Consider the following 16,722-nt stretch of genomic DNA (forward strand, 5'->3'; position numbering starts at 1 on the left):
ACGCGGATCCCACCTGTGGATAACTGCGGCTCAACACCGTAACGAACGGAGCCGACGGGAGACAAATCCACCACAGCGACACCCGCGTGTCAATGCGCGGAACCCCGTGTCCCGTGTGCATGATCGAGGTTTAGCGCCGTCCACATTTGACCGGTGACGGAACAGGCCGTAGTTTAAATCAGTTGACGCCTGCCCGGTGTCGTCCGTGCGGCCCTCGCAGGCCGAGCGGATTCCGCAGCCGGGCACCCCTTCTTCCCGGAGGATCCGAGTCTCCGCCCGAGCGGGTGGTGCCGGTTCGCGCCGCGGAACACGTACGTGGAGATCTGATTATGAGCAAGCGAACCTTCCAGCCGAACAACCGTCGTCGCGCCAAGGTGCACGGCTTCCGTCTGCGCATGCGCACCCGTGCCGGCCGCGGCATCCTCAGCGCGCGCCGCGCCAAGGGGCGCACCGAGCTCTCCGCCTAGCAGCGAGCGGTACCGACCAGCGGTGCTGGCCAGAGCCAATCGCATCGTCCACGGAGGCGAGTACCGGACAGTCGTCCGTCGCGGTGTGCGGTCCACAGGACCGCACACCGTCACGTATGTCCGCCGGTCCTCCGCGGGCGATCCGGCGCGGTTCGGGTTCATCGTCGCCAAGACGGTCGGCACCGCGGTGACGCGCAACACCGTCCGCCGCCGGCTCAAGGCCGTGGCGTTCGAGCTCGTCCCCGAGATCGACCCCGGCACCCAGGTCGTCGTCCGCGCGTTGCCCGGCAGCGCCGACGCCCCCTGGTCGGAGCTGCGCTCCGAGGTGTGGTCCGCGATGGCGCGAGCCGCGCGGAAGAGTGGGGCGTCCTCGTGACCGCCGTGCTCCCCCGCCGCGAGGCGCCGTTCGCCCGGCTCGGGTGGGCGATCCTCCTGCTGCCGCGGAACATCGGCGTCCTGCTCCTGATCGTCTACCGGGCGGTCGTGTCCCCTCTCTACGGGGACGTCTGCCGCTACTACCCCTCGTGCTCCGCGTACGCGCTCCAGGCGGTCCAGCTCCACGGGCTCGTCCTCGGCTCCGTCCTCGCGGCCCGCCGTCTGCTCCGCTGCCACCCGTGGGCGGCCGGCGGCATCGACGACGTCCCGACCTCGATCCCCCTGCACCGACCGGCTTCCGGCCGGACCCGCTTCGCCGTGACGCGAGCCGGGTTCGTCGTGGGCCCTCGAAAGGACTGACCCCACTCCATGGACCTCCTCGGCACGATCCTCTGGCCCCTCAAGTGGGTGGTCGAGCTGCTCCTCGTCGCCTTCCACCAGCTGCTGACCTTCACCGGCATGGAGGCGGCCGCGGGAATCACCTGGGTCCTCTCGATCGTCGGCCTGGTCATCGTCATCCGCGCCGCGCTCATCCCGATCTTCGTCAAGCAGATCAAGAGCCAGCGCCGGATGCTCGAGGTCGCGCCCCAGCTCAAGAAGATCCAGGACAAGTACAAGGGCAAGCGCGACCAGCTGTCCCGCGAGGCGATGTCCCGCGAGACCATGGAGCTCTATAAGAAGACGGGCACCAACCCGCTCGCCTCCTGCCTGCCCCTGCTGATCCAGATGCCGATCTTCTTCAGCCTGTTCTCGGTGCTGAACGCGGCGCAGCACAGCCAGAAGGGCGTGGGCCCGCTCGACGAGACGCTCGCCCGCCAGTTCGGCGAGGCGAACCTCTTCGGCGTCGCACCGCTGCACCAGTCGATCCAGGGCGCACTCGCCGAGGGCGGCCAGGAGCCGGTCATCATCATCGCGGTGATCATGGTCGTCCTGATGACCGCGTCGCAGTTCATCACGCAGCTGCAGATCGTCTCGAAGAACATGTCGCCCGAGGCGAAGGCCTCGCCGACGTTCAAGCAGCAGCGGATCCTGCTCTACATCCTCCCCCTCGTCTTCGCCTTCTCGGGCTTCGCCTTCCCCCTCGGCGTGATGTTCTACTGGCTGACCTCGAACATCTGGACGATGATCCAGCAGTTCATCGTCATCCGGAACATGCCGACCCCGGGCAGCGAGGCCGCCAAGGCCCGCGAGGAGCGCCTGCGCCGCAAGGGCAAGCTGGTCGAGGAGACCACGGCCGCCGGCGACGTCACCCTCGTCGAGAAGAAGGCCGTGCAGCGCACGCAGCCCGTGAGCAAGAACCGCTCCAAGAAGCAAGCCGGAAAGAAGTAGAGCCGCCATGACCGATCCGATGCAGACCATCACCGACGACGCGTCCGCACCCGCGGACGTGGACGCGTCCGCCGTCGACGAGGCGCCCGAGTCCACGCTCTCGCAGCTCGAGGACGAGGGCGACGTCGCCGCCGACTACATCGAGGAGTTCCTCGACATCTGCGACCTCGACGGCGACATCGACATCGAGGTCCGCAACGGCCGCGCCTACCTCTCGGTCACCGCCTCCGGAGACACGAACCTCCGGGTGCTCTCCCGCCCCGACGCCGTCCAGGCACTGCAGGAGCTGACGCGCCTGGCGGTCCAGACGAAGACCGGCGCGTTCTCCCGCCTCATCCTCGACATCGGCGGCTCCCGCGACGCCCGCGAGGCGGAGCTCGCCCAGCTGGTCGACCGCGCGATCGAGCGGATCGAGGACGGCGCCACGTCGGCCTCGCTCCCGCCCATGTCGTCGTACGAGCGCAAGCTGGTCCACGACATGGTGGGCGAGCGCGGCTTCGTGTCGGAGTCGCGCGGCGAGGCGCGCGAGCGCCACACCGTCATCACCCGCGGCTGAGCGGCGTGGAGTCGACCCTCGAGGCCGAGCCTGCAGCCGCTGCGGCGATCGCCGGCGACCGCCTGCCCCTCCTGCGGCGCTTCACGGAGGCTCTCGCCGACCAGGGCGAGGCGCGCGGCCTGATCGGGCCCCTCGAGCTCCCCCGGCTCTGGACGCGGCACGTGCTGAACAGCGCCCTGGTGGCCCCTCTCCTGCGTCCGGGACTGGTGGGTGATGTCGGCAGTGGCGCGGGCCTTCCCGGGCTCGTCCTGGCCATCGTGCGGCCCGACGTCCGCTTCGTGCTCATCGAGCCGATGGAGCGTCGCGTCGTCTGGCTTCAGGAGCAGGTGGACGGACTCGGACTCGAGAATGTCTCAGTTCTTCGAGCCCGTGCTGAAGAGGCGGAGCTCGCGGAGCCTCTCGACCAGGTGACCGCTCGGGCGGTCAGCGCCCTCTCGAAGCTGATCCCGCTGACCGCGCCGCTGCTGCGGCCCGGAGGCGAGCTGGTCCTGCTGAAGGGCATCAACGCCGAGAAGGAGATCGAGGCGGCGGCCAAGCAGATCCGTCGTTTCCGGGTCTCCCCGCCCGAGGTCGTCGTGCTCGGCGACGGCGTGCTCTCCGAGGTGACGAGGGTCGTCCGGGCTACAGTGGGTTGATCGCCACGACGCCGCAGTGAGCCCCCGACTCCTCGTCCGTCGACTCCTCGGTGCTGATGTCCGTCCCACTCGCTGAGCGAAGGTTTCACGTGAAACAAACCGATTCCGCCGGTCTGACCGGAGGCTTCGATTCCTCGACTCCCCTGGCCCGGGAGATCGCGGACATGACCCGTCGGCGCGCACTGCTGAACGCCCAGCCGCTGCCCAAGCCCGAGTCGACGCGCGTCATCACGATCTCGAACCAGAAGGGCGGCGTCGGCAAGACGACGACGACCGTCAACCTCGCCGCCGGGCTCGCCCGCGGTGAGGCGAAGGTGCTCGTCATCGACCTCGATCCGCAGGGTAACGCATCGACGGCCCTGGGCATCGAGCACCGCGCCGAGACGGCCAGCGTGTACGACGTGATCGTCAACGACACTCCCCTCGCGGACGTCGTGCAGAAGAGCCCGGAGTTCGCCTCGCTCTACGGTGTGCCGGCGACCATCCACCTGGCCGGCGCCGAGATCGAGCTGGTCTCGCTCGTCGCACGCGAGCAGCGTCTTCGGCGTGCGCTCGACCGCATGCTCGACACCATGGACGAGCCGTTCGACTACGTCTTCATCGACTGCCCGCCGTCGCTCGGTCTGCTGACCATCAACGCGTTCGTCGCCGCTCGCGAGGTGCTCATCCCGATCCAGTGCGAGTACTACGCGCTCGAGGGGCTCAGCCAGCTGCTCAAGAACATCGACTTGATCGAGCGGCACCTCAATCCGAACCTCGGTGTCTCGACGATCCTCCTGACGATGTACGACGGCCGCACGAACCTCTCCCAGCAGGTGGCAGCGGATGTCCGAGAGCACTTCCCGAAGGAGGTGCTGCGCGCGGTGATCCCGCGCAACGTGAGGATCTCGGAGGCGCCGAGCTACGGACAGAGCGTGATCAGCTACGACCCGCAGTCGTCCGGTTCGCTGGCGTATCTGGAGGCGGCCGCGGAGATCGCACGACGCGGAGCCCGGAAGACACCCGAGACGGCACACGAAGGAGAGGCACGCTGATGGCGACCAAGCGCACGGGACTCGGCCGGGGGATCGGCTCGCTCATCCCGACCAGCGACGAGTCGCGCTCCCGGCCCGTCGACGTCTTCTTCCCTGATCAGGTCGGCGATTCGGCCCGTGCCGAGGAGCTCCTCGAGGTCCCCGGAGCGCGCTTGGCGCGACTCCCCCTCGCCGACATCACCCCCAACACGGCGCAGCCGCGGTCGGTGTTCGACGAGGACGACCTCGCGGAGCTCGTCCACAGCATCCGCGAGTTCGGGGTGCTGCAGCCGATCGTCGTCCGGCCCGTGACGGCTCGCGGCGGAGCGAAGTACGAGCTCGTCATGGGTGAGCGCCGGTTCCGCGCCTCGAAGGCAGCGGGACTGACCACCATCCCCGCGGTCGTCAAGGACACGGCCGATGAGAACATGCTCCGCGACGCGCTGCTGGAGAACCTGCACCGCGCCGACCTCAACCCTCTCGAGGAGGCGTCCGCGTACCAGCAGCTCCTCAGCGACTTCGGGATCACCCAGGAGGCCCTGGCGACGCGGCTCGGACGTTCGCGGCCGCAGATCTCGAACACACTCCGTCTTCTGCGCCTCCCGGCTGACGTGCAGGCCCGTGTCGCTGCCGGCGTCCTGACCGCGGGACACGCGCGAGCGGTTCTGTCGCTCGACGACGTCGGGATGATGCGCCGCCTGGCCGACAAGATCGTCAACGAGGACCTGTCCGTCCGTGCCGCCGAGTCTGCCGCCGCGCTGATGAAGGCGCCGCGGACGACCGTGCGTCCCGTGGTGGAGGAGCAGGGCGGGCACTCCGGACACCTCTCGTCGATCGCGGATCACCTAGGCGACCGGTTGAACACGCGCGTCAAGGTCACCCTGGGCGCTCGTAAGGGTCAGATGGTCATCGACTTCGCGACCATCCAGGACTTGAACCGCATCCTCGCCGAGATCGGGGAGCCGACCGAGGTGTCGCTCGCTCCGTAGAGGGCCGGCCTAGCGGCCGCCACTGATTCGCCGTGCGGCTGGCGTGCGCGTGCTCGCGCTGTGTTCTTGGCCGCAATCGCCGATGTGGCGGTATCCGCTCCCCTCGTCGGCACCGCGATCGCAGATCAGCACGCTTGGGGTGATCTTCGAGATGCCTTGTGAGCTGAGGATTCTCGGTTGTCGTCCTCTCTCTGATTGATAGGCCCTTCTGACCGGTACAGTCCGATGAAGTGGTTCCGGGTTCTGCGGGGCGCTGCTTACTCCGGTCCTGGTCGAGAATACGGCTGGTATTGCCGATCGGTGACGATCGCCGGGTATCTGGGGCATTGATCTCTGGATAGAGCAGCTCACGATGCGCCTATATGGCGGTTGAGTAGGCGTGGAGCGCCGGATCTAGGGTTGGCTGAGTTCAGACCTCGTTGACCTCCGGAGTTCATGTCGCTTTCGGTGACTCGCTGGCGGGCGCAGGACGGGTGCCTGGGCGGGTCGTACTCGGTGGCGCTCTCCGCTGCCCAGGGCGACGTCATGGTCGCCGATATTCGCGTGCACAATGTTTCACGTGAAACATTCCTACGTTGGCCGCCGAGATGAGGATCACCTCGGCTGTCCGTGCATCGCAAGTAGCCGGTGAGGAGTGCTTCCTGAGCCTCCAGAAATTGGCCGGCCGGGGGGCACGTTTAGACGAAATGCAGTATCGCTTCGTCCTCGCGGATCGATGCAGATGTGATGAGTGGGTTCGCCGAGATTTGAAGGAGGACCCCGTCGGCGGTCGCCCCCAGAGAGCACTGAAAGAGATGATGGAAGGGCCGTTTCACGTGAAACGGTCCGCTCTAGGGCGGCCTAGCCATTGAAGAGCTACGAACTTGTCATGTAGGAGAGGAGGCCCTCATTGGCTCGACTCGCTCCACCGGGCGCAACATTTCGGATCGAAGTTGCTCAACGGCTGCGGAAGCGTTTCACGTGAAACGCCCCTGCCGAGAACAGTGGACGCCCATGCGGATCATCGTGGGACCGACTCGACCGCAATGCTCGAAAGAGATTTCTCGCCTGACCAGCGGAATAGAGACACCACCCCCCCGAGGCGAAGTTGAGGTCGGAGAACCAAGCTAAAGGGGTCCCTTCGGGCCGTGGGTCTCGGTACGTCGCGTAGTGGCTACTCGACCAGCATGGCGACGGGTGCCTGGTGTCGATCAGCGTCGATCGACCATGTTGTGTCTCCCCAGAGATGGCGCGGGTGGCAATCGTGGTGAGCCTCGATTCGACGCACTACTGCTCTTCACCGGTATGTCTGCGGATATGGCCAGACAGTGGGCGTGGATACATCGCTCCAGGCAACGCCCGCCAGGGACCCACTGGGGGTGGCCGGTTCTCGATACGCGGCAATGCGTCTACTCGACCAGCATGACGACGAGGACCAGGTGGCGATGGATACCCGCGAGCCTGGTGAAAAGGTGGCGGCGGGGGCGGGATGTACCACGCTGATCTGCGGATAATCGACCGGCGCGGCGACAGATGTCTAACGTTGGTGGGAGTCGATGCGCGGCCTCGGGTTCTTCCCCAAGTTGGCACTACTGGTCTGCAGATGAAGACGTGGAACCGTTATTGAGTGGCTACTCGACCCGCATTGTAGGGAGAAGGCGGCGATAGAGGGTCCTGATCGGCCGCGACGCAATTACTCGTCTGGCATGGATTCGAGCAGTGTTCAGAACTCAGCAGCCACGTGATCAGGAGCGTACGCGCAGCGGACCGTTTCACGTGAAACGGTGAAGGTCAGGAGGCGGCGAGCTTCGCGAGGGTGGAGTAGACGTCGCCGAGGTAGCGGCCGGATGCCTCAATGGCCTGGGGAACGAGTGAGGTCTCGGTCATTCCGGGAAGGACGTTCGCGTCGAAGAACCAGGGGAGTCCGGCGTCGTCGATGATGAAGTCGAGCCGCGACAGGTGGCGGAGTCCCAGCAGTTCGTGGATCGCAACGGCCACGCGGGACACCTCCTCCGTGATCTCCGGCGAGATCCGTGCCGGCGTGTAGAAGTGCGTCTCCCCCGCGTTGTAGCGCGCCTCGAATGTGTACTGGCCCGCGACGGGTGCGATCTCGACAGGCGGCAGGGCGAAAGGACCGTCACCGAGGTCGAGAACACCGACGGAGACCTCGGTCCCCTGGATCTGCTGTTCGATGAGCACGACGTCGCCATAGGTGTACGCCTCGACCATCGCTCGCGGGAGCTGCGACGACTCCGTCACGATGCTGACGCCCTGGGCCGAACCGCCCTGAGCGGGCTTCACCACGAGGGAGCCCGGCAGGTGCGCCTCGACCTGCTCCAGAATCCCGGCGGCTCCGAGCTCGCGGAAGGTCTCGCGGGGGAGGGTGACGGAGCTCGGGGTCGAGAAGCCCGCGCGAGCGACGAGCGTCTTCGCGGTCGGCTTGAACCAGGCCAGGCGCGCCGCGTCCGTCTGCGAGCCGACGTAGGCGAAGCCAGCCGCCTCGAGGAGCCCGAGGAGCGCACCGTCCTCACCGCTCGCGCCGTGCACCGCGGGCCAGACGACGTCCGGACGCTTCTGCAGGAGCGTCGAGAGGAGGCCGGCGTCCGGTTCGTGCAGGGAGACGCGGTGGCCCATCGCGGAGAGACGATCCGCCACGCGACGGCCCGACCGCAAGGAGACGTCGCGCTCGTGGCTGATGCCACCGCTGATGACGACGATGTCGAGTGTACGGTCGAGCACAGAGAAATCAGTCATGACCAGGGCTTTCTTATCGAAGGAGCGGTGTCAGGAGACGTTCGGCGGCAGGACGGCGTCACGCTTGCTCGCGTCGGCGCTGCTCAGCCGGCCCGTGCCCGCGAAGGTCGACAGCAGATCGAGCTCCCCGTTGATGACCGTGGCGAGGCGGCGGATGCCGTCACCGATGCGCTCCGGCGTCGGGTAGCAGAACGAGAGGCGGATGTTCTGACGTCCGTCTCCGTTACCGTAGAACGCAGTGCCCGGCGTGTACGCGACGAGCTCCTTCACCGCGCGCGGCAGCATCGCCTTGGAGTCGAGCTCCTCGGGCAGCGTGACCCAGACGTAGAAGCCGCCGTTCGGGTTCGTCCAGCTGAGGCCGGGCAGATGGGTCTGCAGGCCCTTCAGCATCGCTTCCTTCCGCTCGCGGTAGACGCCGCGGAAGGTGTCGATCTGTCCGCGCCAGTCGGCCGTCTCGAGGTACTTCGAGATGACCAGCTGGCTGAAGGACGACGGACTGAGGACGGCCGCCTCGTTGGCGAGGATCAGCCGCTCGCGGATCGCGTGCGGAGCGAGAGCCCAGCCCACCCGGAAGCCGGGAGCGAGCGTCTTCGAGAACGTCCCGAGGTAGATCACCCCGTCCTCCTCCAGCGAGCGCATCGCCTTCGGCGGGACATCCTCGAAGTAGAGGAGGCCGTAGGGGTTGTCCTCGAGCACGAGGATTCCCTCGGACTTGCAGATCTCGAGGATCTCGACGCGGCGCTCCCAGCTGAGGGTCACGCCTGCGGGGTTGTGGAAGGTGGGGATCGTGTACAGGAACTTGATCGTCTTCCCGGCGGCGCGCACGCGGGCGATGTGCTCGCGGAGGGCCGCGGGGATGAGCCCGTGCTCGTCCATGGGGACGTGCTCGACTTCGGCCTGGTACGACCGGAAGATGACCATCGCCGTGACGTAGCTGGGGCCCTCGGAGAGGACGACATCCCCCGGGTCCAGGAACAGCTTCGAGACGAGCTCCAGGGCGTGCTGAGAGCCCGTGGTGACCACGATGTCGTCCGCGCTGGCGGAGATGCCCTCAAGAGCCATGACGTCGAGGATCTGCTCGCGCAGGACGGGGACGCCCTGCCCCGACCCGTACTGCAGCGCGACGGGTCCCTGCTCCCGCATCACGGTGTCGATGGCGCCGGTCACCAGGTCCTGGGGGAGCGCGGACACGAACGGCATGCCGCCGGCGAGCGAGACCACTTCGGGGCGTGACGCGACGGCGAACAGGGCTCGGACCTCGCTGGCGGCCAGACCGGCCGTGCGCTCCGCGTAGGAGTTGTACCAGGGGTCGAGGTTGGTGCCGCGGTTGGTCACGATGGTTCCGCTTCGCTCGGTGGACAGGGTCTCTCCGGCCGGAGCCGGGTGGATCCACAGTACCGGCCGGTCCTGTGCTGCGGCGGGGCGGTCGGGCGCCACTGCAGGGATCGTGGCCTGCGCCAAAGCAGGGCTGTTTCACGTGAAACAGCCCTGCACGAGGAGAGCCCCCGTCACGACGTGACAGGGGCTCTCGGAGACCGCAGGGCGGTCAGGAGTGCGAACTCAGAGGAACGCGGCCAGGTCGGCCTCGAGGGCCGGCTTCGGCTTGGCGCCGATGACGGTCTTCACGACCTCACCCTTCTGGTACACCTTCATCGCCGGGATCGACGTGATCTGGTACTTCGCGGCGGTCTGCGGGTTCTCGTCGACGTTCAGCTTGACGATCTCGATCTTGTCGCCGTGCTCGGCCGAGATCTGGTCGAGGATCGGCGCGACCATGCGGCAGGGGCCGCACCACTCGGCCCAGAAGTCGACCAGGACGGTCTTCTCGGAGTCGAGGACGTCGGACTGGAACGATGCGTCGGTGACGCTCTTCGCGGTGGACATGGTGTTCTCTCCTTCACGAGTCGGCGGGCTGCCGGCTCCGATGTGCGATGACCGGACGGTCAGCGGGTGATGAGCTCGGCCCGGGGTGAGCCTTCGGTGTGGGCGGTGCCATCGGCGAGCGAAGCGAGGTAGTGCTCCGCGTCGAGGGCGGCGACCGTTCCGGATGCCGCGGCGGTGACGGCCTGACGGTAGGTCGGGTCGATCACGTCGCCCGCGGCGAAGACGCCGGGAACGGAGGTCTGGGAGGAGCGGCCGACCACCGAGATGGTGCCCTCGGTGGTGAGGTCGAGCTTGCCGTGCACGACGTGCGTGCGCGGGTCGTTGCCGATCGCGATGAACAGGCCGTCGAGGTCGAGGTGGGACTCGGTGCCGTCGACCGTGTCACGCAGCTTCACGCCGTCCACGTGGTTCTCGCCGGTGATGCCGGTGACCTCGGCGTTCCAGATGAACTCGATCCTCTCGTTGTCGAAGGCGCGCTTCTGCATGACCTTCGAGGCGCGGAGCGAGTCCTTGCGGTGGATCACGTAGACCTTCGCGGCGTGCTTGGTGAGGAAGGTCGCCTCCTCCATGGCGGAGTCGCCTCCGCCGACGACGGCGATGGTCTTGCCCTTGAAGAAGAAGCCGTCGCAGGTGGCGCACCACGAGACTCCATGTCCCGACAGGCGGTCCTCATCGTGGAGGCCCAGCTTGCGGTAGGCGGATCCGGTCGCGACGACGACGGTCTTCGCCTCGATGCTCTCGCCGGAGCCGAGGTGGACGGTCTTGACCTCGCCCTCGAGGTCGAGGGAGGTGACGTCGTCGTAGAAGGTCTCGGCGCCGAACTTCTCGGCCTGCGCCTGCATCGAGGTCATCAGCTCGGGGCCGAGGACGCCGTCGGGGAAGCCGGGGAAGTTCTCGACGTCCGTCGTGTTCATCAGGTCGCCGCCGATCTCGACCGACGAGGCCACGACCACCGGGTGCAGCTCGGCGCGCGCCGCGTAGATGGCGGCGGTCCAGCCGGCGGGGCCGGATCCGATGATGACGATGTCGCGCACGGCAACTCCTCGGGGTCTGTACGAGCGGTGACGGGTGGGGCGGGAGCCGAGCACCCGGAGCCGGTCGCTCGAATCGTTCCGCGGCTCCGTGGGCTACAACACATCCTAGGCGGGCACTATTCCGCGGGCCCGGGAGTGCCGGTCGTGCCACGCGCCGCTCGATGCAGCAGCCCAGGAAATGCAATCTGACCAGGCTTTTACCGGAGCAGCATCAGTGGCCGAGTCGGCGGATCACCGGAGCGAGGACGGCGCGCAGCTCCGGCACCCGGAGGAACCAGAGGACCGCGAAGTAGACGAGCGCCATCACGGTGCCGATCGCGGCCATCGAGAGCAGCGGCTCCACGTAGTTCGAGACGGCGAAACCGCCCGCGCGCGTGCCGCCGAGGGCGACCAGGACGCCGTAGCCGGCGGCGGCGGAGGGCAGCGCGGCGAGGACGAACTGCGCGAGCCTGACGAGGATCCGCCTGCCTCCGCGGCCGCCGAGCCGGCGGCGCAGGAGGAGGGCCGCCACGAGGGCCTGCACGCAGATGCCGAGCGAGGTCGCAGCGGCGATGCCGACGGCGGTGCGGTCGGCGGGGAGCCGGAGCACGATCAGGTACCCGGCGACCGCCACGACGACCTGCACCAGGGTGAACAGGAACGGCCGCGCTCCGTCGCTCAGGGCGTAGAACGCGCGCTGCATGATGGCGATCGAGGAGAACAGCGGCAGGGCGATCACGTACGCCACGGCGATCGCTCCGATGGCCTGCGCGTCCGCGAACGAGTCGGTGAAGACGGAGCCGAACGGCACTGCGACCACGACGATCGCGGCGGCGGCGAAGACGAGCATCATCAGCACCAGGCGGAGCGAGGTGGAGACGTCCGAGCGGAACTCCTTCATCTCCCCCCGTGCGGTGTGGCCGCTCATCTTGGTGAAGTACGCCATGGCGATCGAGATCGCGATGACCGAGTGGGGCAGCATGAAGATCAGCCACGCCTTCTGCAGCGCCGCGGCCGAGGGCCCCTCGCCGGACGCGGTGGAGGAGACCTGGCTCTCGACGATGCCGGCGACGATGGTCAGCAGCACCGTGGCGAACGACCACAGCGACATCCGCCCGGCCGTGCCGAGGCCGACGCCCCGGAAGCGGAAGTCGGGGCGGTAGCTGAGGCCGACCCTCCGCCAGAAGAGCATCAGGAACAGCGACTGGACGACGACGCCCAGCGTCGCGCTCCCGCCGAGGAGGGTGACCATCGCCGGGGACCACGAGTCGACCGGACGGTTCCCCTCCGGATCGGCGCCGAACAGCACCATGAAGGCGACGAGCCCGGCGATCACCACGACGTTGTTCAGCACGGGCGCCCAGGTGAAGGGGCCGAACGAGCCGCGGGCGTTGAGCACCTCGCCGAGGATCGTGAACAGGCCGTAGAAGAAGACCTGCGGCAGGCACCAGAACGCGAAGGCGACGGCCAGCTGGTACTGCTCCGGTCCGTAGCCGGGCGCGTAGAGGCGCACGAGCAGGGGAGCGAGGACCGTGGCGGCGATCGTGGTCACCAGGAGCAGGCCGAGCGCCAGGGTCAGCAGGCGGTTGATGTAGCCGCGGCCGCCGTCGGCGTCGAGGCCCGCCCGCACGATCTGCGGGACGAGGACGGCGTTCAGAGCGCCGCCCGCGATGATCGAGTAGATCGTGTTGGGGAGCAGGTTCGCCGTCGTGAAGGCGTCCGCGCCCGGCGCGACCGCGGCTCCGATCGTGTTCGCCATGACGATCGACATGATGAAGCCGAGGATCCGCGAGACCATCGTGCCGGAGGCGAGGACGGCGCTCGCGCGTCCGAGGGAGAAGCTAGCCACGCGGTTCCGATCGCTGGTCGTCGAGATCGGGCTGGACCTCGAGCACGGCGTTCGGGTCCTCCTCGTCCTCAGGGGTGTCGCCTCGACGGCGACGGCGGATGTTGCGGAGGATGCCGGCTCCGAAGACGACGACGAGCGCGATCCCGATGACCAGGGTGCCGACGGTCTCCCAGTCGGCGCGGACGCTGGTCGTCATGCCCGTGGGGGTGCCGATGGGGACGCCCTGCGCCGAGGTCAGCTGCAGGCCGAGGCTCGTCTCGCCGTTGCCGACCCGGGCCTTCACGGGGATGAGGACGCGGCCCTGCGAGCGGGCGTCGATCTCGGTGGTCTCGATCGCCTCCTCGTCGATGTCGAGGACGGCGTTCGAGGTCGAGGCCTGGATGCGGACGGCGATCGGCCAGGGGAGCTCGTTGCGGACGTACACGGGGATGCTCGAGTCGCGGGAGACCTGCAGGATGCTGCCGGTCGCGTCGATCGACACCAGCGAGAGCGTCCGGTCGGCCTCGGTCATGGCCGCGCCGACGGCGTCGCCCCAGCCGCTGCCGTCTCCGCGCCAGGTCACCGAGAGCAGCGCCAGCACGTCGTTGCGGCTCTTGCCCGACAGCAGCTCCGGCTCCTGCAGCACGGAGGAGAACGCCTCGACCTCGGAGCCGGCGTCGAGCAGGTCGCGCACCCGGTCGAGCCGCGACTCCGACTCCGGCGAGTCGACGACGCTCGCGCCCTCGGTCGCGGGGACGGCGAGGGCGGTGGAGAGGGCGACTCCGCGGGCCCAGGGCAGCGACTCGATCGCGTCGAGGGTCTCGGAGAGGCGCGCGGCGCCGATCGCCGAGCCGCGGCCGAGGGTGAGCACGACGTCCGGCGCGGTCCCCTCCTCCTGCACCTCGGCGAGATCGGTGGCGATCTCGGACATGCGGGCGCGCCACTCGGTGTCGTCGGTGGCGGTGGCGGCCGCGTCGAACGCCTCGGTGAGGCGCGAGTCGGCCACGACCAGGTCCGAGTCGCCGACGGTGGCGCGCGAGGTCGTGGTCACCTCCTCCGGCAGCAGGAGACCGGAGGAGGGGACGACCGTGCGGTTCATGCCGCTGGCCGCGTAGACGTCGAGGTCCGACCCGCGGAGGGTGCCCTCGTCGGGCCAGGCGACGCTGCCGAGGGAAGTGCTCCAGTCGGAGGCGAGCAGCGACTCGGTGCTCGGACGCGCCGGCAGGTCCTCGGCCGGCTGGTCGGAGTCGACGGCGACCGTGGGCGCCGGGCTGGCGGTGCCGGGGACCGCGGCGAAGCGGGTGTCGTCGATCGCGTACTCGAAGGAGGTGGGAGAGAGAAGGGCGGAGAGCCCGGCCTGCGCCTGGGCCGAGACGTCGGCGTCGGCGTACGGCAGGGCGAAGCGCTCGTTCGGCACGGACTGCAGCCGGTCGAGCCAGTCGAGGGCCGACTCCGGAGCGGCGCTGCCGAGGATCCGGATCGAGGCGAGGATGCGCGGGTCGACCCCGATCGTGACGCCCTTCCCCGCGACCGCGTCGAGCTGCCGGGTGAGGGTTCCCGTGCCGTCGGTGTAGTCGGCGAGGGCCTCGGCCGAGAGCAGGCCGTCGGCCGTGTCCGGGACGGTGAGCGGGACGAGGACGCTGACGCCGGTCTCTCTCTCCGGGACCGCCGCGTCGTCGGTCAGCTCGACGGCCGTGCGGGCGGTCGAGACGACACCACCTGGACCGGTGACCGTGACGAGGACGGCGTGGGTGCCGAGCGCGGTCCGGTCGTTGGAGAAGGGGATCTGGTCGACCGGCACGGTGAGGCCGGCCTCGGCGGTGCTGGAGGGCAGCAGGCGCAGCTGGGCGGTCGCACGGACCGGGTCGGTGTCGTTGTCGGCCTCGGCGTCGAGCCAGTCGTGCAGCTCCGCGCGGGTGTCGAGGGTGGCGTAGGAGAGGGCGACCGTCACGTCGGCGCTGTCGATCGCCTCCGTGGTGCCGTTGCGCACGGCGATCGAGAGCTCGAGGTCCTGACCGGGCCGCAGGACGCCGTCGCTGCCGGCCCCGGCGGTCGTGGTGACGGTGCCGGGAGCGGGCGTCGAGATCGCCGTCGCGGCGGCGACCGGGGCCGCGAGGGCGGGGGAGGCCACGCCGGTCAGGCCGAGCGCGAGGGCGGCGGCACCTGCCGAGCGGAGCAGGAGGAGTGCCGCCCGCGAGCGGCGGGAGCGGAGGGAGGGGTCGCGCCGATGCATCGGACTCACTCGGCCTCCATGCGGGTGATTCTACGGGCAGCCCTCCTCGGGGCAGGCGGTGCGTCCGCTGTGCACGCGGTTCCCCCTGTAACCCCCTGGCACGGTCACCCGCTGACGGGACACCCCCCGCCACTAGGATCGTGCGAATGCACAGCGTCCAGACCGCTCTCGAGACCCTCCGCGCGCTCGCGGGGACGCCCACGGTGGCGCGGCTGGCGGAGGCGTTCGCAGCCCAGGGCCACGAGCTCGCGCTGGTCGGCGGCCCGGTCCGCGACGCCTTCCTCGGCCACGGCGTGCACGACCTCGACTTCACCACCTCCGCGCGCCCCGACGACATCGTGCGGATCGTCGCTCCGATCGCCGAGGCGCACTGGGACATCGGCCGGGCCTTCGGCACGATCGGCGCTCGCGTGGCCGGCGAGACGGTCGAGATCACGACCTACCGCAGCGACAGCTACGACGGGGTGAGCCGCAAGCCCGAGGTCGAGTTCGGCGACTCGCTCGAGGGCGACCTGGTGCGGCGCGACTTCACGGTCAACGCGATGGCGCTGCGGCTCCCGGAGGTCGTCCTCGTCGATCCCTCGGGAGGAGTGGAGGACCTGCTCGCCGGCCGGCTGCGCACCCCCTCCCCCGCCGACCTCTCCTTCGGCGACGATCCGCTCCGGATGCTCCGCGGCGCGCGCTTCACCTCGCAGCTCGGCTTCCGCACCACCGACGAGGTCGAGTGGGCGATGGCCGAGCTCGCCGGCCGGATCGACGACGTCTCGGCGGAGCGCGTGCAGGAGGAGCTGCGGAAGCTCCTCGCGACCGCCTCGCCCCGAGCCGGCCTGGAGCTGCTCGTCGACACCGGTCTGGCCGGTCGCTTCCTCCCGGAGCTGCCCGCGCTGCGCCTGGAGCAGGACGAGCACCACCACCACAAGGACGTCTACACCCACAGCCTCACCGTGCTGGAGCAGGCGATCGCGCTGGAGGAGTCGCGGCACCCCGGAGCCGCGCCCGACGTCGTGCTGCGGCTCGCCGCCCTCCTGCACGACATCGGCAAGCCGGCCACGCGGCGGCTCGAGCCGGCCGGAGCGGTGAGCTTCCACCACCACGACCTGGTCGGCTCCAAGCTCGCGATCAAGCGGATGCGCGCCCTGAAGTTCGACAACCAGACGACGAAGGACGTGGCCCGCCTCATCGAGCTGCACCTGCGCTTCTTCGGGTACACGGACGGCGCGTGGACCGACTCCGCGGTGCGCCGCTACGTGACCGACGCCGGGCCCCTGCTCGAGCGGCTGCACATCCTCACCCGGGCCGACGTGACCACGCGCAACCGTCGCAAAGCCGACCGGCTCGCGCACGCCTACGACGACCTCGAGGCGCGCATCGCGGAGCTCGCCGAGAAGGAGGAGCTCGCCTCCAAGCGCCCCGACCTCGACGGCACGCGGATCATGGAGATCCTCGGCCTCGCCCCAGGCCCCGAGGTCGGGCAGGCGTACCGGTTCCTGCTGGAGCTGCGGCTCGAGGAGGGTCCGCTCGGCGAGGAGGTCGCGACGCAGCGGCTCCGCGAATGGTGGGCGTCGCGCTGAGGCGCTGAGCCGGGCCCCGTGCTCGCCCCGCCCTGCGCCCGGGATGGTGCGCCTCGAGCGGATCCGTCCGGCGCGTCGCGGCGGTCCTGTTGTAGT

Annotated in this window: 15 protein-coding genes; 9 read left to right on the forward strand and 6 right to left on the reverse strand. The window is 69.1% G+C overall.

Annotation, left to right across the window (positions count from 1 at the left end; translation table 11 throughout):
* The first annotated feature begins 329 nt into the window (after nt 1-329).
* The 8 genes from rpmH to C5C46_RS04535 all read left to right on the forward strand — a co-directional run bounded on the left by rpmH (nt 330) and on the right by C5C46_RS04535 (nt 5,364).
* Nucleotides 330-467, forward strand: coding sequence for a 50S ribosomal protein L34 (gene rpmH, locus C5C46_RS04500; protein WP_055784512.1), 138 nt, complete (start codon nt 330-332; stop codon nt 465-467).
* 22 nt (nt 468-489) lie between these two features.
* Nucleotides 490-843, forward strand: a complete 354-nt coding sequence (gene rnpA / locus C5C46_RS04505) for a ribonuclease P protein component (RefSeq protein ID WP_104222680.1) — start codon at nt 490-492, stop codon at nt 841-843.
* Nucleotides 844-848: 5 nt separating this feature from the next.
* Nucleotides 849-1,202: a membrane protein insertion efficiency factor YidD gene (gene yidD / locus C5C46_RS04510; protein WP_244230695.1), complete on the forward strand. Its 354-nt coding sequence runs from the start codon at nt 849-851 to the stop codon at nt 1,200-1,202.
* A gap of 9 nt (nt 1,203-1,211) precedes the next feature.
* Nucleotides 1,212-2,171 carry a membrane protein insertase YidC gene (gene yidC / locus C5C46_RS04515; RefSeq protein WP_104222681.1) on the forward strand — a complete coding sequence of 320 codons (960 nt, stop codon included), beginning with the start codon at nt 1,212-1,214 and terminating at the stop codon, nt 2,169-2,171.
* Between the two features lie 7 nt (nt 2,172-2,178).
* On the forward strand, nt 2,179-2,727 hold the full coding sequence (locus C5C46_RS04520; RefSeq protein ID WP_244229531.1) for a R3H domain-containing nucleic acid-binding protein: 549 nt from the start codon (nt 2,179-2,181) through the stop codon (nt 2,725-2,727).
* Nucleotides 2,728-2,732: 5 nt separating this feature from the next.
* Nucleotides 2,733-3,362 carry a 16S rRNA (guanine(527)-N(7))-methyltransferase RsmG gene (gene rsmG / locus C5C46_RS04525; RefSeq protein ID WP_104225790.1) on the forward strand — a complete coding sequence of 210 codons (630 nt, stop codon included), beginning with the start codon at nt 2,733-2,735 and terminating at the stop codon, nt 3,360-3,362.
* 164 nt (nt 3,363-3,526) lie between these two features.
* Nucleotides 3,527-4,396 (forward strand): ParA family protein, encoded by an 870-nt coding sequence (locus tag C5C46_RS04530; RefSeq protein ID WP_104247021.1) that lies wholly within the window; start codon nt 3,527-3,529, stop codon nt 4,394-4,396.
* Entirely contained in the window at nt 4,396-5,364 is a 969-nt protein-coding gene (locus tag C5C46_RS04535; protein WP_104225791.1) for a ParB/RepB/Spo0J family partition protein, read from the forward strand. Before C5C46_RS04530 ends, C5C46_RS04535 begins: the two co-directional genes overlap by 1 nt.
* Nucleotides 5,365-7,134: 1,770 nt before the next feature.
* Here the strand turns inward: C5C46_RS04535 and C5C46_RS04540 are convergent.
* The 6 genes from C5C46_RS04540 to C5C46_RS04565 form a co-directional block, all read right to left on the reverse strand.
* Nucleotides 7,135-8,097, reverse strand: a complete 963-nt coding sequence (locus C5C46_RS04540) for an ATP-grasp domain-containing protein (protein WP_104225792.1) — start codon at nt 8,095-8,097, stop codon at nt 7,135-7,137.
* Between the two features lie 30 nt (nt 8,098-8,127).
* Complete coding sequence (locus C5C46_RS04545) at nt 8,128-9,432, reverse strand: PLP-dependent aminotransferase family protein (protein ID WP_104225793.1); 1,305 nt, start codon at nt 9,430-9,432, stop codon at nt 8,128-8,130.
* Nucleotides 9,433-9,657: 225 nt separating this feature from the next.
* A complete protein-coding gene (gene trxA / locus C5C46_RS04550; protein ID WP_104222687.1) occupies nt 9,658-9,981 on the reverse strand; it encodes a thioredoxin in 324 nt (107 codons plus the stop codon).
* Between the two features lie 59 nt (nt 9,982-10,040).
* Entirely contained in the window at nt 10,041-11,015 is a 975-nt protein-coding gene (gene trxB / locus C5C46_RS04555) for a thioredoxin-disulfide reductase (protein WP_104225794.1), read from the reverse strand.
* 211 nt (nt 11,016-11,226) lie between these two features.
* Entirely contained in the window at nt 11,227-12,843 is a 1,617-nt protein-coding gene (gene murJ / locus C5C46_RS04560) for a murein biosynthesis integral membrane protein MurJ (protein ID WP_258059328.1), read from the reverse strand.
* Entirely contained in the window at nt 12,836-15,055 is a 2,220-nt protein-coding gene (locus C5C46_RS04565; protein WP_104225795.1) for a DUF6049 family protein, read from the reverse strand. The genes murJ and C5C46_RS04565 overlap by 8 nt, the downstream gene beginning before the upstream one ends.
* 146 nt (nt 15,056-15,201) lie before the next feature.
* Between C5C46_RS04565 and C5C46_RS04570 the strand changes: the two genes are divergently transcribed.
* Complete coding sequence (locus tag C5C46_RS04570; protein ID WP_104225796.1) at nt 15,202-16,626, forward strand: CCA tRNA nucleotidyltransferase; 1,425 nt, start codon at nt 15,202-15,204, stop codon at nt 16,624-16,626.
* Nucleotides 16,627-16,722: the final 96 nt, after the last annotated feature.

This window comes from Rathayibacter sp. AY1E6, assembly GCF_002931115.1.
In the GTDB taxonomy this organism is placed as follows: domain Bacteria; phylum Actinomycetota; class Actinomycetes; order Actinomycetales; family Microbacteriaceae; genus Rathayibacter.

Bases quoted from the DNA above. Each gene is read 5' to 3' on its own strand.
- C5C46_RS04570 (WP_104225796.1), top strand. From the start codon at position 15,202: ATGCACAGCGTCCAGACCGCTCTCGAGACCCTCCGCGCGCTCGCGGGG.
- C5C46_RS04530 (WP_104247021.1), top strand. From the start codon at position 3,527: ATGACCCGTCGGCGCGCACTGCTGAACGCCCAGCCGCTGCCCAAGCCC.
- yidC (WP_104222681.1), top strand. From the start codon at position 1,212: ATGGACCTCCTCGGCACGATCCTCTGGCCCCTCAAGTGGGTGGTCGAG.
- rpmH (WP_055784512.1), top strand. From the start codon at position 330: ATGAGCAAGCGAACCTTCCAGCCGAACAACCGTCGTCGCGCCAAGGTG.
- C5C46_RS04520 (WP_244229531.1), top strand. From the start codon at position 2,179: ATGACCGATCCGATGCAGACCATCACCGACGACGCGTCCGCACCCGCG.
- C5C46_RS04535 (WP_104225791.1), top strand. From the start codon at position 4,396: ATGGCGACCAAGCGCACGGGACTCGGCCGGGGGATCGGCTCGCTCATC.
- trxA (WP_104222687.1), bottom strand. From the start codon at position 9,981: ATGTCCACCGCGAAGAGCGTCACCGACGCATCGTTCCAGTCCGACGTC.
- C5C46_RS04565 (WP_104225795.1), bottom strand. From the start codon at position 15,055: ATGCATCGGCGCGACCCCTCCCTCCGCTCCCGCCGCTCGCGGGCGGCA.
- C5C46_RS04540 (WP_104225792.1), bottom strand. From the start codon at position 8,097: ATGACTGATTTCTCTGTGCTCGACCGTACACTCGACATCGTCGTCATC.